General features: G+C 71.2%; 23 protein-coding genes. 14 read left to right on the plus strand and 9 right to left on the minus strand.

Features of this window, described 5'->3' with window-relative positions; all coding sequences use genetic code 11:
- Positions 1–141: 141 nt before the first annotated feature.
- Complete coding sequence (locus DI272_RS24855; protein WP_109497491.1) at positions 142–990, minus strand: SDR family oxidoreductase; 849 nt, start codon at positions 988–990, stop codon at positions 142–144.
- A 178-nt stretch (positions 991–1,168) separates the two neighbouring features.
- Between DI272_RS24855 and DI272_RS24860 the strand changes: the two genes are divergently transcribed.
- Positions 1,169–1,459, plus strand: coding sequence for a hypothetical protein (locus tag DI272_RS24860; protein WP_109497492.1), 291 nt, complete (start codon positions 1,169–1,171; stop codon positions 1,457–1,459).
- A gap of 11 nt (positions 1,460–1,470) precedes the next feature.
- On the opposite strand, the gene DI272_RS24865 is transcribed toward DI272_RS24860, so the two are convergent.
- The 3 genes from DI272_RS24865 to DI272_RS24875 form a co-directional block, all read right to left on the minus strand.
- Positions 1,471–2,121, minus strand: coding sequence for a hypothetical protein (locus DI272_RS24865; RefSeq protein ID WP_109497493.1), 651 nt, complete (start codon positions 2,119–2,121; stop codon positions 1,471–1,473).
- A 139-nt stretch (positions 2,122–2,260) separates the two neighbouring features.
- The gene (locus tag DI272_RS24870) at positions 2,261–2,977 is read right to left on the minus strand and encodes a GntR family transcriptional regulator (protein ID WP_109497494.1); all 717 of its coding nucleotides are present in this window, start codon (positions 2,975–2,977) and stop codon (positions 2,261–2,263) included.
- A gap of 150 nt (positions 2,978–3,127) precedes the next feature.
- Positions 3,128–4,483 carry an aspartate aminotransferase family protein gene (locus DI272_RS24875; protein WP_109497495.1) on the minus strand — a complete coding sequence of 452 codons (1,356 nt, stop codon included), beginning with the start codon at positions 4,481–4,483 and terminating at the stop codon, positions 3,128–3,130.
- Positions 4,484–4,680: 197 nt separating this feature from the next.
- On the opposite strand from DI272_RS24875, the gene DI272_RS24880 reads away from it, so the two are divergent.
- Positions 4,681–6,594 carry a serine/threonine-protein kinase gene (locus tag DI272_RS24880; protein ID WP_109497496.1) on the plus strand — a complete coding sequence of 638 codons (1,914 nt, stop codon included), beginning with the start codon at positions 4,681–4,683 and terminating at the stop codon, positions 6,592–6,594.
- A 131-nt stretch (positions 6,595–6,725) separates the two neighbouring features.
- Complete coding sequence (locus DI272_RS24885; protein WP_109497497.1) at positions 6,726–8,126, plus strand: M20/M25/M40 family metallo-hydrolase; 1,401 nt, start codon at positions 6,726–6,728, stop codon at positions 8,124–8,126.
- Between the two features lie 288 nt (positions 8,127–8,414).
- Here DI272_RS24885 and DI272_RS24890 read toward each other — a convergent pair whose 3' ends face one another.
- Positions 8,415–9,167 (minus strand): SLATT domain-containing protein, encoded by a 753-nt coding sequence (locus tag DI272_RS24890; protein ID WP_109497498.1) that lies wholly within the window; start codon positions 9,165–9,167, stop codon positions 8,415–8,417.
- A 274-nt stretch (positions 9,168–9,441) separates the two neighbouring features.
- On the opposite strand from DI272_RS24890, the gene DI272_RS24895 reads away from it, so the two are divergent.
- The 3 genes from DI272_RS24895 (at position 9,442) to DI272_RS24905 (ending at position 11,113) form a co-directional block, all read left to right on the plus strand.
- A complete protein-coding gene (locus tag DI272_RS24895) occupies positions 9,442–9,780 on the plus strand; it encodes a YbaB/EbfC family nucleoid-associated protein (protein ID WP_079309378.1) in 339 nt (112 codons plus the stop codon).
- An 81-nt stretch (positions 9,781–9,861) separates the two neighbouring features.
- Positions 9,862–10,461 carry a recombination mediator RecR gene (gene recR / locus DI272_RS24900; RefSeq protein WP_109497499.1) on the plus strand — a complete coding sequence of 200 codons (600 nt, stop codon included), beginning with the start codon at positions 9,862–9,864 and terminating at the stop codon, positions 10,459–10,461.
- Entirely contained in the window at positions 10,454–11,113 is a 660-nt protein-coding gene (locus tag DI272_RS24905) for a DUF5063 domain-containing protein (RefSeq protein ID WP_109497500.1), read from the plus strand. Before recR ends, DI272_RS24905 begins: the two co-directional genes overlap by 8 nt.
- A gap of 104 nt (positions 11,114–11,217) precedes the next feature.
- Here the strand turns inward: DI272_RS24905 and DI272_RS24910 are convergent, their stop codons facing one another.
- On the minus strand, positions 11,218–11,628 hold the full coding sequence (locus tag DI272_RS24910; RefSeq protein ID WP_109497501.1) for a hypothetical protein: 411 nt from the start codon (positions 11,626–11,628) through the stop codon (positions 11,218–11,220).
- Positions 11,629–11,706: 78 nt separating this feature from the next.
- Here DI272_RS24910 and DI272_RS24915 point away from each other — a divergent pair, with 78 nt between their 5' ends.
- The 4 genes from DI272_RS24915 to DI272_RS45505 all read left to right on the plus strand — a co-directional run bounded on the left by DI272_RS24915 (position 11,707) and on the right by DI272_RS45505 (position 13,574).
- On the plus strand, positions 11,707–12,516 hold the full coding sequence (locus tag DI272_RS24915; protein ID WP_309221668.1) for a helix-turn-helix transcriptional regulator: 810 nt from the start codon (positions 11,707–11,709) through the stop codon (positions 12,514–12,516).
- Complete coding sequence (locus DI272_RS24920) at positions 12,513–12,695, plus strand: DUF397 domain-containing protein (protein WP_109497503.1); 183 nt, start codon at positions 12,513–12,515, stop codon at positions 12,693–12,695. The genes DI272_RS24915 and DI272_RS24920 overlap by 4 nt, the downstream gene beginning before the upstream one ends.
- A gap of 306 nt (positions 12,696–13,001) precedes the next feature.
- On the plus strand, positions 13,002–13,313 hold the full coding sequence (locus DI272_RS24925; protein WP_258314662.1) for a hypothetical protein: 312 nt from the start codon (positions 13,002–13,004) through the stop codon (positions 13,311–13,313).
- A 108-nt stretch (positions 13,314–13,421) separates the two neighbouring features.
- A complete protein-coding gene (locus DI272_RS45505; RefSeq protein WP_258314663.1) occupies positions 13,422–13,574 on the plus strand; it encodes a hypothetical protein in 153 nt (50 codons plus the stop codon).
- Here DI272_RS45505 and DI272_RS24935 read toward each other — a convergent pair whose 3' ends face one another.
- Positions 13,575–14,312: a sulfite exporter TauE/SafE family protein gene (locus DI272_RS24935; RefSeq protein WP_109497504.1), complete on the minus strand. Its 738-nt coding sequence runs from the start codon at positions 14,310–14,312 to the stop codon at positions 13,575–13,577.
- A gap of 440 nt (positions 14,313–14,752) precedes the next feature.
- Between DI272_RS24935 and DI272_RS24940 the strand changes: the two genes are divergently transcribed.
- The 4 genes from DI272_RS24940 to DI272_RS24955 all read left to right on the plus strand — a co-directional run bounded on the left by DI272_RS24940 (position 14,753) and on the right by DI272_RS24955 (position 19,268).
- Positions 14,753–16,030: an aspartate kinase gene (locus DI272_RS24940; protein ID WP_109497505.1), complete on the plus strand. Its 1,278-nt coding sequence runs from the start codon at positions 14,753–14,755 to the stop codon at positions 16,028–16,030.
- On the plus strand, positions 16,027–17,085 hold the full coding sequence (locus DI272_RS24945) for an aspartate-semialdehyde dehydrogenase (protein WP_109497506.1): 1,059 nt from the start codon (positions 16,027–16,029) through the stop codon (positions 17,083–17,085). The genes DI272_RS24940 and DI272_RS24945 overlap by 4 nt, the downstream gene beginning before the upstream one ends.
- A gap of 444 nt (positions 17,086–17,529) precedes the next feature.
- A complete protein-coding gene (locus tag DI272_RS24950; RefSeq protein WP_079309383.1) occupies positions 17,530–18,105 on the plus strand; it encodes a SigE family RNA polymerase sigma factor in 576 nt (191 codons plus the stop codon).
- Positions 18,106–18,224: 119 nt separating this feature from the next.
- Positions 18,225–19,268 (plus strand): hypothetical protein, encoded by a 1,044-nt coding sequence (locus DI272_RS24955; RefSeq protein ID WP_109501018.1) that lies wholly within the window; start codon positions 18,225–18,227, stop codon positions 19,266–19,268.
- 262 nt (positions 19,269–19,530) lie between these two features.
- Here DI272_RS24955 and DI272_RS24960 read toward each other — a convergent pair whose 3' ends face one another.
- Both DI272_RS24960 and DI272_RS24965 read right to left on the minus strand, forming a co-directional pair.
- The gene (locus DI272_RS24960; protein ID WP_109497507.1) at positions 19,531–20,337 is read right to left on the minus strand and encodes an SURF1 family protein; all 807 of its coding nucleotides are present in this window, start codon (positions 20,335–20,337) and stop codon (positions 19,531–19,533) included.
- A gap of 43 nt (positions 20,338–20,380) precedes the next feature.
- Positions 20,381–20,755, minus strand: coding sequence for a nuclear transport factor 2 family protein (locus DI272_RS24965; protein WP_109497508.1), 375 nt, complete (start codon positions 20,753–20,755; stop codon positions 20,381–20,383).
- Positions 20,756–20,766 lie beyond the last annotated feature (11 nt).

A 20,766-nucleotide genomic window follows, 5' to 3' on the forward strand; every position in this document is an offset into this window, starting at 1 on the left:
AGGACTTCCTTGACCGGCCCATGGTCTTTTCCTGGTTCCGCCGGGAAGCGGAGGACGGCAACCATCTACGCGGGTAGTTGTGCCCGCCAACTGGAGGCTGACGGAGGCCGGAACGCCGGTCTTCCAGGGGAGGAGCCGGGCTCACCGGAACGCCGCCGCGTGCGCTCGCGCCCACTGCGTGAACGTCCGCGGCGGGCGGCCCAGTGCCTCGGCCGCCGTCGGCAGCACGTCCGCGCCCCGGCCGTCCTCCAGGGTGCGGCGCATGATCGCGTCGACGACCTCGGCCGGGAAGCCGTACCTCTCCATGCCGGCACGGGCCGCCTCCGGCGGGACCGGGCGTAGGCGCAGGTCGCGGCCGAGGAGCCGGCCGAGGAGCGACAGCTCCTGCGCCGGGGTCAGGGACTCGGGGCCGCTCAACTCGTAGGTCATCCCGGTGTGTTCGTCGGTCGTCAGGGCCAGCGCCGCGATCTCCGCCAGGTCCGCCGGGTCGATGCTCGCCGCCGGGCGGTCCGCGAAGGGGATCGCCACCTCGTCGCCGGACCTCAACTGGCCCGCCCACTGGAGGGCGTTGGACATGAAGCGGCCGGGGCGGAGCAGGGTCCAGGCGGGGGCGGCGGCGACGACCGCGGCTTCCGCCGCCGCGTGCCAGCGGGCGATCGGGTCGCTGCCCGCGCCGCCGTCCAGCACCGACAGCTTCACGAGTCGCCGTACGCCCGCGCCCCGCGCCGCCTCGGCGAGGGCCAGGTCATGGGTCGGGACGGGGGCCGCGCCCACCGGCTGGGCCGACATCAGGAAGGCCGCCGAGACCCCCGCGAACGCCGCCGTCAGGCTCGCCGGGTCCTGCGCGTCGCCGTACACCGCTGCCGCGCCGGCGGGGAAGCGGGCCGCGTCGGGTCGCCGCGTCATGGCGCGTACGGGGGTGCCGGACGCCGCCAGCCGCCGTACGAGCTCTCCGCCCACGTGTCCCGTCGCACCGGTCACCAGGATCATCGCCGTCTCCCTTCAGGTGGCCTCCAGCGTGCTCCGGGCAGCCTCGCGGCGCGTCGCACCGGGGGAGGTGCTCGGTGTCCTCCCGGTGGAGTACGGCTCCCGGTGGGGTACGAGAAGCGACATATAGGGCATACGCTGTAAACGTACGCGTGTCGGCCAACGGGAGAAGGTGAGTGCGATGCGCGTCCTGCTCAAGGCGTCCATGAACACCGAGAAGGCGAACGACCTGATCCGCAGCGGAAAGCTGCCCCAGCTGATGCAGGAGACCCTGGAAGCCATCAAGCCCGAGGCCGCCTACTTCACCCTCGACCACGGTGTCCGCACCTGTTACCTGGTCTTCGACATGAAGGACAGCTCTCAGATGCCGCCGATCGGCGAACCCTTCTTCATGGACATGGACGCCCAGCTGGAGATGACGCCGGTCATGAACGCCGAGGACCTGCAGAAGGGCCTGTCCCAGCTGCGGTAGCGCCCCCCGCCTCAGCTGAAGATGATCATCGAGCCCTGTGCCAGGCTCCGGGTCGCCGCCGCGTGCAGGCCCAGCCAGACGTGCCGTTCCCGGGAGAACGGGCTGGGGTCGTACGGTGCGGGGACGGCCGGTTCCTCCAGCTCCGTGGGGCCGAGCGGCGGCTGGGGGGCCGCCGGGGGGTTGGCCGGATCTATGCCGATCGCCGGGCCGACCAGCTGCAGCTCCCGCAGCAGGGCCTGCGAGGAGCCCAGGGGGCCGCCGCCCGCGAGGAGTTCGTCGTTGGCGAGCGGGTGCGGGAAGTCCACGGGGACGTACGCGCCCGCGTGGTCGTAGTGCCAGACCAGGTGCGACTGCTGGGCGGTCGCCTCGAACATCTCCAGCAACTGCTCGTAGTCCCCGCCGAGTTCGTCGACCGGGGTGACGGGCAGCCCGCAGACCTGGAGCAGATACGCGCGGCGCAGGAAGTGCAGGGCGTCGTAGTCGAAGCCGGCCACCGGGGCGACCTCGCCGGACAGTCCCGGCATGTACTGGTACACCGGCACCGGTGGCAGCCCGGCCTCGGCGAGCACCTTGTTGTATTGCGCGAGTTCCTCGGCGAACGGGTTGTCGGGCGTGTGGCACAACACGTCGACGAGCGGTACCAGCCACAGGTCACAGGCCAAAGAGGGCTCCTCGGATAGCTCGGTGCGGCACGACGGTCATAGCTCCGTGTAGCGGAGTGGTCAGGGAAGAGTAGTCGTGAAGTCCCCATACCCACACCCCGGGTGCCCAGCTCATTCCCTTGTGCTCATTCCGCGGCGGTCATTCCCGGCCGGATTCCCCGGCCAGGCGCTCGATGACGGCGAGCGAGTGGGCGTTGTACGCGGCGACGATCGCCCGCGCGGCCGTGGTGTCCCGGCGGACCAGCGCGTCGACCAGACCGGTGTGCTCCGCCCACAACTCGCCGCGCAGATCGTCGATCCGGCGCAGGTGCTGCACCGCGCACACCCAGGACTGCACGCGCAGCCGGTGCAGGAAGTCGGAGAGGTAGGGGTTGCCGAACAGGGCGCTCAGCTCGCGCCAGAACCGCAGGTCATAGCCGATCAGGACGGTCAGGTCACCCGCCCCGGCCGCCCGCTGGGCCTCCTCGCCGCGGCGCCGCACACCGGCCAGCAGGGCGGGGATGCGGGTGGCGTCCGGCTCGTCGACCAGGCCCAGATGGCCGTCGTCGAGCGCCCTGAACATGCCGTCGATGACGAGGGCGCGGGCCTCGATGATGCCGCGGTAGTCCGCGACCGAGTACTCGTGGACCCGGAAGCCGCGGTGCTGGTCCGCCTCCAGCAGACCCTGCGCGGCGAGATCGACCAGCGCCTCACGGACCGGCGTCGCCGACACCCCGTACTGCTCGGCGATCTCCTTGACCGTGAACTCCTGCCCGGGCTGGAGCCGTCCGCCCAGCACCTCGTCGCGAAGCGCGTCGGCGATCTGCTGCCGCAGGGTGCTGCGGGTCACGGCGCCGTTGCCGCTGCTGCCGGACATGGTCGGGCCTCTCCCTGGGGGCGTTCGGGTGGCGTGCACGTATATGTCTACGAGCACGCCACCTTACGCGTTCGGGTTCCCGGGGCCCGGGGTCCGGGGGTCGTCCCCCGGAAAACGCGGCAACCCGTGGCGTCCGGAAAGGCCGTACGCCTACTCCGTGTACTCGTCCGCCACGGAGAGCGCCGCGTCCAGCGCGGAGAGGCCCTCCTTCAGCTCGGCCTCGGAGACGTTGCACGGCGGCACCACATGGGTGCGGTTCATGTTGATGAACGGCCAGATGCCGTGCTTCTTGGCGGCGGCGCCGAACGCGGCCATCGGGGCGTTCGCCTCCCCGGCCGCGTTGTACGGCACCAGCGGCTCGCGGGTCTCCTGGTTCCGGACCAGGTCCAGCGCCCAGAACATGCCGACGCCGCGCACCTCGCCGACCGAGGGGTGCCGCTCGGCGAGCGCGCGCAGGGCGGGCTCGACCACGGCGGTACCGAGGTTCTTCGCGTTCTCGACCACGCCCTCCTCCGCCATCACGTTGATCGTGGCGACGGCGGCGGCACAGGCCAGCGGGTGCCCGGAGTACGTCAGACCGCCCGGGTAGGCCCGCTTGCCGAAGGTCTCCGCGATGGCGCCGGAGATGGCGACACCGCCGAGCGGCACGTACCCGCTGTTGACGCCCTTGGCGAAGGTCATCAGGTCGGGCACGACGCCGAACAGGTCGGCCGCGAACCACTCACCGGTGCGTCCGAACCCGGCCATGACCTCGTCGAGGATGAAGACGATCCCGTACCTGTCGCAGATCTCGCGGACCCCGGCCAGGTAGCCGGGCGGCGGGACCATGATCCCGGCGGTGCCGGGGATGGTCTCCAGGATGATCGCGGCGACGGTGCCGGGGCCCTCGAAGGCGATCGTCGTCTCCAGGTGCTCCAGCGCCCGTGCGCACTCCTGCTCCTCGGTCTCCGCGTAGAAGCGGGAGCGGTACAGGTACGGCGCCCAGAAGTGCACGACACCGGCGGAGGCGCTGTCGGAGGCCCACCGGCGCGGGTCGCCGGTGATGTTGACCGCCTGCTGGGTGCCGCCGTGGTACGACCGGTAGGCGGAGAGGACCTTGGCCCGCCCGGTGTGCAGGCGGGCCATGCGCACCGCGTGCTCGACGGCGTCCGCGCCGCCGTTGGTGAAGAAGATCTTGTCCAGGTCGCCGGGCGTCCGCTCGGCGATCAGCCGGGCCGCCTCCGACCGCGCCTCGATGGCGAAGGCGGGCGCGAACGTGGACAGGGTCGCGGCCTGTTCCTGGATCGCGGCGACGACCTTCGGGTGCTGGTAGCCGATGTTCGTGTAGACGAGGCCGCTGGTGAAGTCGAGGTACCGCTTGCCGTCGTAGTCCCAGAAGTACGACCCCTCCGCGCCGGCGACGGCGAGCGGGTCGATGAGCTCCTGCGCGGACCAGGAGTGGAACACATGCGCACGGTCCGCGGCCTTCACGGCGGCGCCGACCTCGGGGTTTGGCTGAGGGGTCATGCGGGTGAGGGTAAATGTCCGCGATGCGGAAGCGGTATCGGCGTCCTGTCTGCGGACGCGGGGTTTCCGCGACAGGTTGTCGGGCTTGGCGGCGTTACGGAACCGTCGAACCCGGGACGGCCGTCCCCTCGTACGCCCCCACTATCGTGGCCCTGACGCACAGGGGCGGGTCGGGGGAGTACGGGGGAGTGCCTGCGATGGAGAAGCTGGGGGCCGGGGATCCGCAGGGGATCGGGGCGTATCGGCTGCTGGCGCGGCTCGGGGCGGGCGGGATGGGGCAGGTGTACCTCGCGCGGTCGGAGCGGGGGCGGACCGTCGCCGTCAAGCTGGTGCGCGAGGAACTCGCCGCGCAGGAGGAGTTCCGGGGCCGGTTCCGGCAGGAGGTGCAGGCCGCCCGGCAGGTCGGCGGGTACTGGACCGCGCCCGTCCTCGACGCCGACACCGAGGCCGCCGTGCCCTGGGTCGCCACCGGGTACGTCGCCGGGCCCAGCCTCCAGCAGGTCGTCGGACACGATCACGGGGCACTGCCCGAGCGGTCGGTGAGAATCCTCGCCGCCGGGCTCGCGCACGCGCTGAAGGACATCCACGCCGCCGGGATCATCCACCGGGACCTCAAGCCGTCCAACGTCCTCGTCACCATCGACGGGCCGCGGGTCATCGACTTCGGCATCGCGCGGGCGCTGGAGACGGTGACCGACGGGGGTCTGACCAGGACCGGCGCGCTCGTCGGCTCGCCCGGCTTCATGGCGCCCGAGCAGGTGCGCGGCGACCGGATCACGCCCGCGTGCGACGTCTTCTGCCTGGGCTCCGTGCTGGCGTTCGCCGCCACCGGCAAGCTGCCCTTCGGCGCCGGGGGCAGCGGGGTGCACGCCCTGATGTTCCGGATCGCCCAGGAGGAGCCCGACCTGGAAGGGGTCCCCGAGGGCCTCGCCGACCTCGTCCGGGACTGCCTGAAGAAGGACCCCGCCGCCCGGCCGACCCTGGACCAGGTCCTGGAACGCACCGGCGCCGAGGACACGGTGTCCGGCGGACGCTCCCGCGACCCGTGGCTGCCGAGCGCACTGGTGGCCCAACTCGGTCGGCACGCGGTGCAGTTGCTGGAGACGGAGAATCCGGAGAGCGCGGACGGCGGTGGTGGCGCCGGGGGCGTGGCCGGTGAGGTGACCCCGGAGCATGCCTCGGCCGCCGCCGAGGACGCGCCGCCGGTGTCCGGGCGGCCGGGGGCCGGGACGCCGCTGAACCACCTGCCGACGGCCGTCGGCCCGTACGGCGAGCCGACCCCGCCCGCACCCGTGGGCGGGCCCCCACCCGCCCACCCCGCCTACGGCTACCCCCAACAGGCCCAACAGGCCCAGCAGTACGCGTCGCCGCCCGCGTCCACCCCCGCCTACGGCCACCCCCAGCAGCCCTGGTCGCCGGGCGTCCCGGCCCAGTACAACCCGTACGCCGGCGGCCCGAACCCCGGCGCGACCCCGCCCTACGGCGCCACCCCGCCCTACGGCCCCGGCGCGCCCTACCCGCAGCAGCCGCACCCCCAGCCCGACCCCCCGCGGCGCAACGGCCGCTCCACCGCCGCGCTCGTCATCGTCGCGCTGGTCGTCGCGCTCGGCGCCGGCGGCTCGGTCTACGCCCTGATGAGCGGCGGCGGTGACGACAACGCCGGACCCACGCCCACCACGAGCGCGCCCACGACACCCGGCCCCTCTCCCACCCCCACCTCCAGCGCCCCCGAGCCCTCCCCGACGCCCACCACCTCCGCCCCGGCGGACGGCGCCGTCCCCGCCGGCTATCTCGGCACCTGGACCGCGGACATCGACAACGCCGACGGTCACCACACCCGTCAACTCACCATTCAGGGAGGCGAGGTGGGCGACACGGTCCTCTCCCTCGTCGCCGACGGCCCCGACTACCACTGCGTCTTCCAGGCCGCGCTCACCGAAGCACCGGGCGCCGACGGCCCGTTGGAGATCGGCCCGTCCACGGTGACCGTCGGCCAACCCGCCACCTCCTGCACCCCCGGCGCCGCCAGCGAGATCACCCTGAGGCCGGACGGCACGCTGGAGCGCGTCAACACGGGCAACGGCGAGAAGCTGACGTACACCAAGCAGTGACCCGAAGTCCGCGCCGCCGCCGGGCGGTTGCACCTGCGCGCTCGTGCGGCCGTCTTCCGTGCGGGCGGCAGGAGGGGTTGTGTGGGTGACGGCATTCCTGCCCCGCCGTCCCGCTGACCCCAGGAGGTCGCATGCGCCCCACCAGAAGAACGGTCCTGACCGCGACGGGAGCGACGGCGCTGGCCGCGGGAGCGGGAGCGGGCGCGGGCGCGGCCGAGGCGGCGCCCTCCGGTGGCAGGCCGCCGGCCACCGCCCAGCAGCCCAGCCGTGAACTCCGTTCGCTGTTGCGGGAGATCGACCCCGCCCGCATCGAGGCCACGGTCCGCAAGCTGGTCTCCTTCGGCACCCGCCACACTCTCTCCGCCCAGGACGACCCGGTCCGCGGCATCGGCGCCGCCCGCGACTGGCTGCTGGCGGAGCTGCGTTCGTACGCCGCCGCCTCGGGCGGCCGGATGACGGCGGAACTCCAGTCGTACGTCCAGGAGCCGGGCCCGCGCATCCCGACGGCGACCCGGATCACCAACGTCGTGGCGACCCTGCGCGGTTCGGTGACGCCGGAGCGGGTCTACGTCGTCTCGGGGCACTACGACTCCCGGGTCACCGACGTCATGGACTTCACCTCCGACGCGCCGGGCGCGGACGACGACGCGTCCGGGGTGGCGGTCGTGCTGGAGCTGGCGCGGGTGATGGCGCGGCGCCGGCCCGCCGCGACGATCGTGTTCGCGGCGGTGGCGGGGGAGGAGCAGGGGCTGTTCGGATCGGGGTATCTGGCCCAGCAGTTCAAGGCCGCCGGGACGGACGTCCAGGGCATGTTCACCAACGACATCGTCGGCAGCTCCACCGCGGACGACGGCACGCGCGACCCGTACACGATCCGTCTCTTCGCCGAGGGCGTCCCCACCTCCGAGACCCCCGAGCAGGCCGCGATCCGCCGCTCGGTCGGCGGTGAGAACGACTCCGCCACCCGCCAACTCGCCCGTTTCGTCAGGGACGTGGCCGACAACGACGCGACCGGCATGCACGTGCGGGTCATATACCGCCGGGACCGTTACCGCCGCGGCGGCGACCACATCCCGTTCCTCGAACGCGCCTACCCGGCCGCCCGCTTCACCGAGCCCGCCGAGGACTTCGCCCACCAGCACCAGGACGTCCGGGTCGAGGACGGCAAGCAGTACGGCGACCTGCCCGAGTTCTGCGACTTCGACTTCGTCGGACGGGTGGCCAAGGTGAACGCGGCGGCCCTGTGGACCCTCGCCCAGGCACCCGGCACCCCCCGGGGCGCCAAGATCATCACCACCCTGCTCACCAACTCCACCCAGCTGGTGTGGACGAGGGGAACGGAACCGGACCTGGCCGGCTACGAGATCGTCTGGCGGGAGACGACGGCACCCGAGTGGACGCACGTCGTCCCGGTCGGCGATGTGACGACGTACGAGATCGACCTGTCGAAGGACAACGTCTTCTTCGGCGTGCGCGCGGTGAACGCGAAGGGCCTGAGAAGCCCGGTGGCCTTCCCGGACCCGCAGACCTGATCGGGGGCCCTGGGCAGGGGGTGGCGGCGCCGCGACCGGGCGCCCGTACTCGCCTCAGGGGCGCGGCGACCGGCATCCGCACTCGTCTCAGGGGCGCCGCGACCAGGCACCCGCACTTGCCGCAGGGGCGCAACGACCGGCATCCGTACTCGTCTCAGGGGCGCCGCGACCAGGCACCCGTACTCGTCTCAGGGCTGCGGGGGCGGTCTGCCCGATCGACGGTGACGGCCGGGTGCCCGCGTCCGTGCGGCAACCTCAGCCGGCCCCTGCGGCGCCGCCGGGCTCAGCTCAGCGCGCCTCCGGCGGCCGCTGTCGAGGCATGTTCGGTCGCGTGCCCCCCGCCCCCGGGGGCAGCGGGAACCGGCCCTGCACCACGTTCCCGTCCGGCCGCGACGCCCCCGCCACGGCGGTCTGGATGCCCAGCGGCGCGGACCCGGTCCGGAACTCCACCATCCAGTCGGTCGTCTCCACCCGCACCAGCTCGGTCACGTCCTCGGAGAACCGCCGCAGCACCGCGAGACACCGCTCGGCGGCCTCTCCGGCGGTCCCCTCGGTCGGCCCCAGCACCTCCCGCACGCTCTCCGAGGCCCAGTCGAACTGGAGCACCTGGAGCCGCCGCTGCACGGCCTGCGCGGTGGCCACATCCCTTATCCACCCGGAAGTGACCCCGAAGAACCGATCAACCGCGACACACGCGACGGCGAGGAGCAGCGCGAGATACCCCCAGGCCGCGACGCCGCCGACCACCCCGGTCAGATCGAGCAGCGGCAGCGAGGCCCCGGCGACGGCACCCGCCGCCGCACCGCCCCGCAGAACCCGCGCGCCCCGCCGCTTCCACACCCGGTCCGCGAGGTACCAGGCGGCGGTGTCGAGCGCACCGCGCTCCACCCACCGGTACAGCTCGTCGAGCCGGGGCGCGGGCTCGCCCCAGTCCCCGAGGGGAAACGTCCGGCCCGTCAGGTCGCCCGGCCGCAGCCCGGCCGTTTCCCCGCCCCGCCCGTCCTGCGGCGGACCCTCGGGCTGCATCTCCGGCTGACCCACCCGGCACTCCCTCCACGACCGATCACGCTGCGTAATGCACGTGTGACGCATGATGCCGACGTGCCGGACCTTTCCTACCTCCCAATGGGTGGCGAAGGTGCGGCTTTCACCTCTTTTCCGCCCGGAAGTGGGGCTTGATCAGGTATAGGCCTCGACGTCATCTCACTCGAAAGAGTGCTGGGGCGATGCCTGCGCGGAGCACGTAGGCTCATGACAGAGGACCGGACGGGCCCAGGACGGGCCCAAGACACAGACCTAAGAGCGGGAGCTGATCGTGATCCCCGGTGGTGGCCAGCCCAACATGCAGCAGCTGCTCCAGCAGGCCCAGAAGATGCAGCAGGACCTGGCGAACGCGCAGGAGGAACTGGCGAGGACCGAGGTCGACGGCCAGGCCGGCGGCGGCCTGGTGAAGGCGACGGTCACCGGCTCCGGTGAGCTGCGCGCCCTCAAGATCGACCCGAAGGCGGTGGACCCGGAGGACACCGAGACCCTCGCCGACCTGATCGTGGCGGCCGTGCAGGCGGCCAACGAGAACGCCCAGACCCTCCAGCAGCAGAAGCTCGGCCCGCTGGCCCAGGGCCTGGGCGGCGGCATCCCGGGCCTGCCGTTCTAGGACGGGACCTGCCTTTCTAAGAAGGCGGTCCGCCAACTACCGTACGTACGTGTAAGGAACCCCAGGAAGGACGGCAGTCCGTTGTACGAAGGCGTGGTGCAGGACCTCATCGACGAACTGGGGCGGCTGCCCGGCGTCGGTCCCAAGAGCGCCCAGCGGATCGCCTTCCACATCCTCCAGGCGGAACCGACGGACGTACGGCGTCTCGCGCAGGCCCTGATGGAGGTCAAGGCGAAGGTCCGCTTCTGTGCGACCTGCGGCAATGTCGCCCAGGAAGAGCTGTGCAACATCTGCCGTGACACCCGCCGCGACCCCTCCGTCATCTGCGTGGTGGAGGAGCCCAAGGACGTGGTCGCGATCGAGCGCACCCGGGAGTTCCGGGGCAAGTACCACGTCCTGGGCGGCGCGATCAGCCCGATCGAGGGCGTGGGCCCGGACGACCTGCGGATAAGGGAACTCCTGGCACGTCTGGCGGACGGCACGGTCACGGAACTGATCCTGGCCACGGACCCCAACCTGGAGGGCGAGGCGACCGCCACCTACCTCGCCCGCATGATCAAGCCCATGGGCCTCAAGGTCACCCGCCTGGCCAGCGGCCTCCCGGTGGGTGGCGACCTGGAATACGCGGACGAGGTGACCCTCGGCCGCGCCTTCGAGGGGAGACGACTCCTAGATGTCTGACGCCACGCTGCACGCGACCAGCCAGAATCCCGACGACTTCGCGGTCCAGATCGCCGACCAGGTGGAGAGCTTCCTGGTGGCGGTGACCGAGGTGGCGAAGGGCGACGAGCCCGACTCGGCCGTCCCCTTCCTGCTCCTGGAGGTCTCCCAGCTCCTGCTGGCCGGCGGCCGCCTGGGTGCCCACGAGGACATCGTGCCGGACGAGCGCTACGAGCCCGACCTGGGCCCGGAGCCGGACGTGGACGAACTCCGCGAGAACCTGGCCCGCCTGCTGGAGCCGGTCGACGTGTACTCGGAGGTCTTCGACCCCTACGAGCCGCGCAAGTCGCCGGTCCCGGCCCGCATCTCCGACGACCTCACCGACGTCATCACCGACCTCCGCCACGGCATGGCCCACTACCGCGCCGGCCGCACCACGGAGGCCCTGTGGTGGTGGCAGTTCTCCTACTTCTCCAACTGGGGCACGACGGCGTCCGCGACCCTCCGCGCCCTCCACTCGGTCCTGGCCCACGTCCGCCTGAACCAGCCCCTGGAGGAACTGGACGGCCTCGACACCGACCAGAGCATGGGCGACGAGACGCTGGAGTTCGAGGCCGGCAAGGTGATGGCGGAGGAGATCGGGGCACCGCTGGGAGTGCGCCCCGGGAAATGACCCGCTTTTCCGTACGGTGTGGGGCGCGGCGAACACGCTGCGCCCCACAACGCGTTTACGGGGACGGGAGGGGACGGGCGCTCTCTGGCGGCGGCACCCCGTGCCTACAGCCCCGCATCCTCCAGCACCGCCCGCAAGGTCCCCGTCTCCACGAAGGGTGCCGTAACCGTCGGCTCGCTGTACCACCGCAGCGGCCACGTGTTTCCGTCCAGCGCCGGAATCCCGATGTACGTGACGGTCCGTGCCCCTCTCCCGCCGAACCGCTGCACCCCCAACGGCCAGCTGTGCGCGCGCACTTCGCCGGGCGCGAGCAGGAAGTACATCCAGCGGAAGCCGAGCACCTCGCACACGATCGGCCCGGCGTCGCCGTCCGTGGCCTCGATGAGCCGCGCGGCGACCTGCTCCCCCCGCACCCCCTCGATCCGTACGGCGTCGAAGTGGACCCCGGAGAGACGGAGTTGGTGACCGGAGGCGGGGACCCACTCGAGGGGGTCGATTGCGTTCGTCATGGTCACACGGTGGCGTCGACGAGGCTACGCTCGGTAGTGACTGAGGTGATACACGCCGGGGTGTATCGGTCGGAGGTGCGCGCTGTGGCCGTCCAGTACAACTCCAACTCTGTCCCTGCCAGCTGGCGTTACAGCGGAAACCAGATGAAGCGGTGGCGCACGAAGGCCAACGTCAGCAGAGAAGAGCTGGCGGCCGCCTCCAACTACTCGCTCGACACCATCAAGTCCATGGAGCAGGGGGTGCGCATGCCGACCCCACGCGCGCTGGACGCGGCAGATGAGTTGTGCGGGGCAGAAGGGTTCCTGAGCGCGGCCAAGGAGTACGTGAAGAGGGAGCCGTTCCCGCCTCGGGCGCAGGACTACATGCTCTACGAGCAGCAGGCGATCAGCTTGTGGTGGTACGAGGTCGCGCTGATCCCCGGCCTGCTGCAGACGGAAGGGTACGCGCGGAGACTGATCGGCAACCACTGGCCGCCCGTGGACGAGGAGACGGTCGAGGAGCGGGTTGCGGCTCGGATGAACCGGCAGCAACTCCTCGACAGTAGGCCGCCGGTGGCATGCAGCTTCGTGGTGTTCGAGGCGGCACTACGTGCGCCGCAGGTGGACGCGGCCCAACTGCTCTGGCTTGCGGGGGTGGGCCGTACGAACGCCGTCTCGATTCAGGTGCTGCCGTTTGCGCGGGCCACCTCGTCGGCTCTCATGGGGCCGATGGTGTTGTTGGAGACGCGTGACCGTGAGCGCTTTGCCTACTCGACAGGCCAGTCGTTCAGTCAGCTGACCGCCGATCCCGAGATCGTCAGCTCTCACACCGAGCGGTTTAGCATGATCCGCATGGAGGCCCTCGGCCGTGCTGAGTCAGCCGAGTTCATCGAGGGGATGGCGAGAGAACTATGAGCGAGCAACCGATCTGGTTCAAGTCAAGCTATAGCGACTCCGAGGGCGATGCCTGCGTCGAAGTGGCATTCGCCACCGCAATCCACGTACGAGACTCCAAGCTCCCCTCCAGCCCCGAACTCCACTTCCCCGCCCCCGCTTGGTCCGCGTTCATCTCCGCAGTTCAGCCCGGAGCTTGAGCCCCGGGCCCCGAGGCTCGGGCCCCGAGCCCTTCCATGGGTTTTTGGGTTTTGGGTTGGTTGAATTCCAACCCAACCAACCAAGCCTGAACGGGAGTTAGGGCGCCTCACCCCGAATGGGTGACGTTGTGTGATCGGCTTGCGGCGGGACGTGAAACCGCTCTAGGTTCGCGGCAAACACCAGCAAATAGTTCGGCCCCGGTCGGTGAGCCAACACCGGCTCCGGGGCCTGACCTACGGATCGAACGAGGCTCGATCGTGGCTTACTCCCAGCCTAGCCCTGCTCTGCCGTCCCCGTCTCACCCGTTGGCCAAAACGGGTTACGGCAAACGCCCCACCGGTGACGAAGACCCGCACGCCGACCCGGACTTCGCACATCTGAGTCCCCGTGACCGCGAGATCGCCGTCTTCGTGGACCATCTCGAAGAGGGCCACGCGATGGGCTACAAGGCGATCGCGGCGGAACACCCGATGTACGGCCAGCAAGCGGTCCGCACCTCGATGGGCCGCATCACCCTCGCCGGCCACCTGCGCTGGGCAGGTCAAGGGCGTGCCGGATGGGAACCACAGCGAGATCTCCATGTGGCTTCTGGAGCAATGCATGCAGTTGCGTCCTGACCTCCGGCTCTATCCCGAGCGGGGTCTCAAGACAGAGGCGTGCCGGAAGGGGCGTGCCCGCGCGGACGCCATTCTGGTGCCCAGGCGAAGCCTCAAGGGGCATGGAGGGTGGTCCGAGGCCGAGGAGGTGCTCATGGCGGTCGAGATCACCTGGCCCGCTACCGCCACGAGGAGAAGCTCCCTTTCGGCGCCGCCGTCCAGCTCCCCGACCCGGTGAACATCACCCTCGAAACAGAGCCCCTCGAGGAGTTCGCGGACTGATCACATCCCCAGCCCCCACAGGCCCTTGGCCAACGCCGTCACCCCGCCCGTCAGCGCGAGCAGCAGGACCAGCAGGCGGGCTCGGTGTTCGGGGATGCGGGAGGCGAGCCCCCTGCCGATGATCCCGCCCGCCACCATGGCCGCGACCACGGAGACCCACTGGGGCGCGCGCAGCTCCGGCATCCCGTTCGCCGCCACGGAGAAGGCGTTGACGACCACGCCGTAGAACATCGCGTTGGGCACGAACTCCCGTACCGTCCACCCCGCGTTGAGGGCGTACAGGGATATCGGCGGTCCACCCACCCCCGCCGCCGAGTTCATGAACCCGCCGACCGCCCCGGCGGCCACAGCCCCTTTCCTGCCGCGCAGGGCGGGGAGGCGGGCGCCGCGCATGACCAGCAGTACGGCGACGGTCACCAGCCCTCCCATGACCAACAGCAGCACAGGCTCCGGGAGTTGGCGTGTCATCCAGGCCCCCGCGGGCACCGTGCAGGCCGCCGCCACGCACAACGGCACCATCGCCGCGGGCCGCACCCGCCGCCATCCGCCCACCAGCCCCACGGCACAGATGGCCCCCGAGGCGCAGTTGGCCAGCACCACCCCCTGCGCCGGCCCGAGCAGCAGGATCAGGGCGGGTACGGCGACCAGGGCGAAGCCCATGCCGGTCAGCCACTGGACGGAGGAGCCGAGCAGGACGATGCCCCCCAGCAGCACGTCGCCCTGCCATCCGCCTGTCATGGTGCGGTCTCCTTCACTGCCCCACGGGCGCCTCGAGCAACCAGGTGCTGACTCCATGCCGTAGCGGTCGGGACCGACCGGCGACGCGGCGTCCCTCCTCGGCCGGGCGCGGCGCATCACCGCCCCTGTCCGCGCGATGATCTCCCGCACCCCGAACGGCTTGGACACGTGGTCGGAGCGACTCGGCGACCGGCTCATCGTCTTCCACCAGCAGTACGCGCACAGCCGCACCCTAATGCTTGAAGTTTAAAGACAGCCGGTGACGGGTGACCTGGGCCACTTTGCGGAGTGGTCCGGTGTGAGCGGGGGCAGGGACCGTGCTGGGCGTCCGGTCTCACCATGTGGTTTCCCGAAGGTCGATTTCGGACGCTCGATAGACTGAGCCGACCGCAGTACATATGCGTATGTGCGGATAGTGACTGACTGAGCGAGGAGCGCACGTGGGCCTTGTCGTGCAGAAGTACGGAGGCTCCTCCGTAGCCGATGCCGAGGGCATCAAGCGCGTCGCCAAGCGGATCGTGGAAGCGAAGAAGAACGGCCACCAGGTGGTCGTCGTCGTTTCCGCGATGGGCGACACGACGGACGAGCTGATCGATCTCGCCGAGCAGGTATCCCCGATGCCTGCCGGACGTGAGTTCGACATGCTGCTGACCGCCGGAGAGCGTATCTCCATGGCCCTGCTGGCCATGGCGATCAAAAACCTGGGCCACGAGGCCCAGTCGTTCACCGGTAGCCAGGCGGGTGTCATCACCGACTCGGTCCACAACAAAGCGCGGATCATCGACGTCACGCCGGGCCGCATCCGGGAGTCCCTCGACAAGGGCAACATCGCCATCGTCGCGGGCTTCCAGGGCGTCAGCCAGGACAAGAAGGACATCACCACGCTCGGCCGCGGCGGTTCCGACACCACGGCCGTGGCGCTGGCCGCCGCCCTGGACGCCGAGGTGTGCGAGATCTACACCGACGTGGACGGCGTGTTCACCGCCGACCCGCGCGTGGTGAAGAAGGCGAAGAAGATCGACTGGATCTCCTTCGAGGACATGCTGGAGCTGGCCTCGTCCGGCTCCAAGGTGCTGCTCCACCGGTGTGTGGAGTACGCCCGGCGGTACAACATCCCGATCCACGTCCGGTCCAGCTTCAGCGGGCTGCAGGGCACCTGGGTCAGCAGCGAGCCGATCGAGCAAGGGGACAAGAAGGTGGAGCAGGCCATCATCTCCGGTGTCGCGCACGACACCTCCGAGGCCAAGATCACGGTCGTCGGCGTGCCGGACAAGCCGGGCGAGGCCGCCACGATCTTCCGGGCGATCTCCGACGCCGAGATCAACATCGACATGATCGTGCAGAACGTGTCCGCCGCCTCCACCGGCCTGACGGACATCTCCTTCACGCTGCCGAAGTCCGAGGGCCGCAAGGCCATCGACGCCCTGGAGAAGAACAAGGCGGGCATCGGCTTCGACTCCCTGCGCTACGACGACCAGATCGGCAAGATCTCCCTGGTCGGCGCGGGCATGAAGACCAATCCCGGTGTCACGGCCGACTTCTTCACCGCCCTGTCCGACGCGGGCGTGAACATCGAGCTGATCTCGACCTCCGAGATCCGTATCTCGGTCGTCACCCGCGCCGACGACGTCAACGAGGCGGTCCGCGCCGTGCACACCGCCTTCGGGCTCGACTCCGACAGCGACGAGGCCGTCGTCTACGGAGGCACCGGCCGATGACTGCCAAACCGACGCTCGCGGTCGTGGGTGCGACCGGGGCCGTCGGTACGGTCATGCTCCAGATCCTGTCCCAGCACGCGGACATCTGGGGCGAGATCCGTCTGCTCGCCTCCCCGCGCTCGGCCGGCCGCAAGCTGGCCGTGCGCGGGGAGCAGGTCGAGGTGCGGGCCCTGACCGAGGAGGCCCTCGACGGCGTCGACGTCGCCATGTTCGACGTGCCCGACGAGGTCTCCGAGCGCTGGGCGCCGGTCGCCGCGGCCAAGGGCGCGGTGGTGGTCGACAACTCGGGCGCCTTCCGGATGGACCCGGAGGTGCCCCTTGTCGTCCCCGAGGTCAATCCGCACGCCGCCCGCGTCCGGCCGCGCGGCATCATCGCCAACCCCAACTGCACGACCCTGTCGATGATCGTCGCCCTGGGCGCGCTGCACGCCGAGTTCGGGCTGCGCGAGCTGGTGGTGTCGTCGTACCAGGCGGTGAGCGGGGCCGGTCGCGCCGGGGTGGAGACGCTGCGGCAGCAGCTCGCCCTGGTCGCCGGTACGGAACTGGGCACGCACCCCGGGGACGTGCGGCGGGCCGTGGGCGACAACACCGGGCCGTTCCCGGAGCCGGTCGCGCTGAACGTCGTGCCGTGGGCCGGGTCGCTGCGGGAGGACGGCTGGTCGTCGGAGGAGATGAAGGTGCGGGACGAGTCCCGCAAGATCCTCGGCCTGCCCGAACTGCCCGTCGCCGTCACCTGCGTCCGTGTCCCGGTGGTCACCACGCACTCGCTGACCGTCCACGCCCGCTTCGAGGGCGAGGTCACCGTCGCCAAGGCGCGCGAGATCCTCGCCACCGCGCCGGGCGTCGTGCTGTTCGACAACCCGGCCGCGGGGGAGTTCCCGACGCCGGCGGACGTGGTGGGCACCGACCCGACCTGGGTGGGGCGGGTGCGCCGGGCGCTCGACGACCCGACGGCGCTCGAACTCTTCGTCTGCGGTGACAACCTGCGCAAGGGCGCGGCGCTGAACACCGCGCAGATCGCCGAGCTGGTGGCGGCCGAATTCACGGGCGCCTGATCCGGACGGGTTTGTAAGATCTGTGAACCAAGTGTGAGCGGGTCGATGGTCCGGACCACTTGCTGTGGACGTCGTTGTCGTCCGAAGATTTTCCTTCCCGCTCTCCGCAACCGCGCGCAGGGCGGGAAGCGTCTTTGCGAACGCCCTTGAGGGGCTGTGGGGGCGCGGTGCGAGGTGTGGGGACACCTCGGTCATTCGGGACATAGGGGAAGAGCGGGTAGGCATGAGGGCGTTTCACGCACGGTCAGTTGTGCTGCCTGACACCAGACGGCCGGTCGCGGGGGATGACGCAAAAGTGACACGCGGCACGTACAACCCTGCCGGGGGGAAGTGTGTCCAACTGGCGTGGCAGAGGTACTCGACTTCAGCACGGCACGTGGCGGTGCGGCCCTTCGGCCCCGCCCCGCGGCCCTCCGACCCCGCATGCCCGGCACGCCCGGCGGCATGCCGGTGATCGCGCCCATGCCCGCAGCGCGGCCCGCCCGCATCCCGAACCAGCGCGACGGCGCCGAGGACGTCACGGCGGCCGGCACGACCGTCGACCACCTCACCGAGACCTACCGGGCGCACTACAGCTCCCTGCTCCGTCTCGCCGCCCTCCTCCTCGACGACACCGCCTCCTGCGAGGACGTCGTCCAGGAGGCCTTCATCCGCGTCCACTCCGCGCGCAAGCGCGTCCGCGACCGCGACAAGACGCTCGCGTACCTGCGCCAGACGGTCGTCAACCTCTCCCGCTCGGCCCTGCGCCGCCGCATCCTCGGGCTGAAGCTGCTGTCCAAGCCGATGCCGGACATGGCGAGCGCCGAGGAGGGGGCGTACGACCAGCTGGAGCGCGACTCCCTCATCAAGGCGATGAAGGGACTCCAGCGCCGCCAGCGCGAGGTCCTCGTCCTGCGCTACTTCGCGGACATGACCGAGGCGCAGGTCGCCGAGACCCTCGGGATCTCGCTCGGCTCGGTGAAGGCGTACGGTTCCCGCGGCATCGCCGCGCTCCGCGTCGCCATGGAGGCACCGGCATGAGCGGGGACCACGAGGAAGGCCGGGACGGGCGGCGCCACCTGCACCGTCCCTTCGACTGGCACGAGCCGGGCGGGGGCGAGCAGGACAACCCGAAGCAATCGCACGCTGGGAACGGAACTGTGAACCACGGCCTCGACGACCAGAGCCCCGAAGACGGGTTCGACTCGGACGAGCTGGCACTGCGACGCATGCTGCACCAGGCGGTCCAGGAGATCGAACCGCGCGACGGCACGCTCGACCACCTGCGGCAGGCGGTGCCCGCCCGCCGGGCCCGCAAGCGGCAGGCCCTGGTGGGCATGGCCGCCGCGGCGCTCTTCATCGGCACCGCCGTCCCGGCCCTGCTGCACGTCTCCGGCGCCACCGGCTCCGACGCCGACCCGCTGAACGCCGGCCACTACTCGCAGGCCCAGGGCGGCGCGAGCGAGGGCAAGGGCCCCGACGGCGGCGAGTCCACCTCCGGCGGCAGCTCCGGCAAGGCCGAGGACAAGGGCAAGGACGACAAGGGGAGCAAGGACTCCGACAAGGGCGGCGGCACCGGTGGCGCCACCGGCCCCGCCGCCACCAGCACGGCCGGTGTCCCCGCCTGCACGGCCACGGACCTCGGTTCGGCCACCGCGAGCTCCGGCGCCCCCGACGCCTCCGGCGCGGTCTACGGCACCTTCCGCTACACCAACACCTCCACGGCCGCCTGCACGATCGCGGGCCCCGGCTCGATCAGCCTCGCGGTGTCGGGCGCCGCGGACTACGCCAAGGTCGGCCAGGCCCGGCACGTCGTCGGCGACGCCGCGGCCGCCTTGCCGGACCCGTCGACGGAACTCGCCTCCCTGGTCCTCCAGCCCGGCTCCTCCTACGACGTCCGGTTCGCGTGGGTCCCCTCCGAGACCTGCCCCACCACCTCCGGTGGCGGCACGGGCGACCCCGACCCGACACCCGATCCGACGCCCGACCCGTCGCCGACCGAGGACGCCGGCACCACGACGGGCACCTCCACCGGCGGTGACACCGGCGTCACCACCCAGCTCGTCAGGGAGGACGGCGGCACGGCCGACGGCAGCGTCACCATCACCAACTCCGCCGAGGGCGGCGTCGCATCGGCAACGACGACGGTGAGTAACGCGTGCGCCGGGACGGTCTACTGGACGGGCGTGCTGACGGCTTCCTGACGGACGCCCGAAGGCCGGAGGCCTACGCCACGCACGTGCCGGCCGCCTGCTGGACGGGCGGGGCGGCCGTCTCCTGACGGGGCGGCCGAAGGGCCGCTGGCGGGGTGCGCGGTGGTCTGGTGAACAGGCGCGCCGGCCGCTTTCTGACACGGCGCCCGGAGGATCGCTGAGTTGGCATCCCGGCCGTTTTCCCGAGCGGGCGACTGGAGGATTGCTGAGCCCGGCGTTCCGGCCGTCCTTCCGAGAGCGGGCGGCCGGAGGTCTACTGAGTCGGCGTCCCGGCCGTCTCCTGAGTGGGTGACGTGGTCTGTTCCGGCAGGAGGCCCAGCTCCGCGTCCCGGGCGAACTCCACCTCGCGCCGCAGCAGCCGGAACCACATGAACACCACGAACCCGGCGAAGACGAACCACTCACCGGTGTAGCCGAGGTTCTGGAACGCCTTCAGGTTCAACCCGCTGTCGGCCGGCGCGCTCGCGGGCACGGCCTTCATCCCGGAGTCCGCCTTGTCCAGCGTCACCCAGGCGTCGTACAGCTCGTACGGCACCAGGTTCACCAGTGAGGCCGCGCTGATCGCCGAGGTCTGCCCCGCGGGCAGCCCGCCCTTCGCGCTGACCCCGTTCTCGCCGGGCTGCTCGGACGCCTGCAAGGCACCCGTGACGGTGACCTCGCCCGTCGGCGCGGCCGGTGCCTTCGCCGGATCGGCGGCCCCCGGCAGCCAGCCCCGCACCACCGGCAGCGCCTTGCCGCCGTCGGTCCGCAGCAGCGTCAGCACATAGAACCCGCGCTCGCCGTCCAGCTCCCGCCCCGGCACCAGCAACTGCTTGCCGTACCGCCCGCTCACGGTGGCCTGCCGCCCCGACGTCTCCTGGTCCACGGGCAGCAGCTCGGCCAGCGGCGCGGCGGCCTCCCGCTCGTTCGACGCGGCCTGGGCGCTCGCGCGGTCGTGGTCCTGCATCCGCTCCTCGAAGCGGCTCAGCTGCCAGGAGCCCATGAACACGCAGAACGGGATGGCGAGCAGCACGAAGACGTTGATCCCCCACCAACGGGGCGTCAGCAGAAACCGGTACACACCTCAACGGTACGGGTCAGCCCGGCAGGGGCCGCCCGCGGGGTCAGTACCGCTCGGTGAGGTGGTCCCGGCCGGCCGGCGGCTCGTACGGCTCGGGCCAGAAGTCGGTGACGGCGGATATCCGACCGCTCTCGTCCCCGGTGAAGAACGAGACGCCGTACATCTCCTCCAGCCCCACCGTGAAGTGGATCCAGGTGACCACCTGCTCCGGCTCGGCGACGATCCGCTCGATCCGCAGGTGCCAGTCGCCCGGATACTCCCGGTTGAACCGCACGTACCGCTCCCGCCCGCTGATCCGCTCCCGCGTCTGCGGCAGCGTGTACACCACGTCCGCGGCGAGCGTCCCCGCGAACGTGTCCCAGTCCCGCGCCTCCGCGGAGGCCCAGAAGGTCTCGACTGTCCTGCGCAGATCGGTCATGCGGTCGAGTC

Source organism: Streptomyces sp. Act143 (assembly GCF_003143935.1).
Lineage (GTDB): Bacteria > Actinomycetota > Actinomycetes > Streptomycetales > Streptomycetaceae > Streptomyces.

Excerpts from the sequence above, each read along its gene's own strand:
- DI272_RS24880 (WP_109497496.1), top strand. The coding sequence starts at position 4,681 with ATGGAGAAGCTGGGGGCCGGGGATCCGCAGGGGATCGGGGCGTATCGG.
- DI272_RS24885 (WP_109497497.1), top strand. The coding sequence starts at position 6,726 with ATGCGCCCCACCAGAAGAACGGTCCTGACCGCGACGGGAGCGACGGCG.
- DI272_RS24870 (WP_109497494.1), bottom strand. The coding sequence starts at position 2,977 with ATGTCCGGCAGCAGCGGCAACGGCGCCGTGACCCGCAGCACCCTGCGG.
- DI272_RS24945 (WP_109497506.1), top strand. The coding sequence starts at position 16,027 with ATGACTGCCAAACCGACGCTCGCGGTCGTGGGTGCGACCGGGGCCGTC.
- DI272_RS24855 (WP_109497491.1), bottom strand. The coding sequence starts at position 990 with ATGATCCTGGTGACCGGTGCGACGGGACACGTGGGCGGAGAGCTCGTA.
- DI272_RS24935 (WP_109497504.1), bottom strand. The coding sequence starts at position 14,312 with ATGACAGGCGGATGGCAGGGCGACGTGCTGCTGGGGGGCATCGTCCTG.
- DI272_RS24950 (WP_079309383.1), top strand. The coding sequence starts at position 17,530 with ATGCCGGTGATCGCGCCCATGCCCGCAGCGCGGCCCGCCCGCATCCCG.
- DI272_RS24905 (WP_109497500.1), top strand. The coding sequence starts at position 10,454 with ATGTCTGACGCCACGCTGCACGCGACCAGCCAGAATCCCGACGACTTC.
- DI272_RS24875 (WP_109497495.1), bottom strand. The coding sequence starts at position 4,483 with ATGACCCCTCAGCCAAACCCCGAGGTCGGCGCCGCCGTGAAGGCCGCG.
- DI272_RS24860 (WP_109497492.1), top strand. The coding sequence starts at position 1,169 with ATGCGCGTCCTGCTCAAGGCGTCCATGAACACCGAGAAGGCGAACGAC.
- DI272_RS24965 (WP_109497508.1), bottom strand. The coding sequence starts at position 20,755 with ATGACCGATCTGCGCAGGACAGTCGAGACCTTCTGGGCCTCCGCGGAG.
- DI272_RS24920 (WP_109497503.1), top strand. The coding sequence starts at position 12,513 with ATGAGCGAGCAACCGATCTGGTTCAAGTCAAGCTATAGCGACTCCGAG.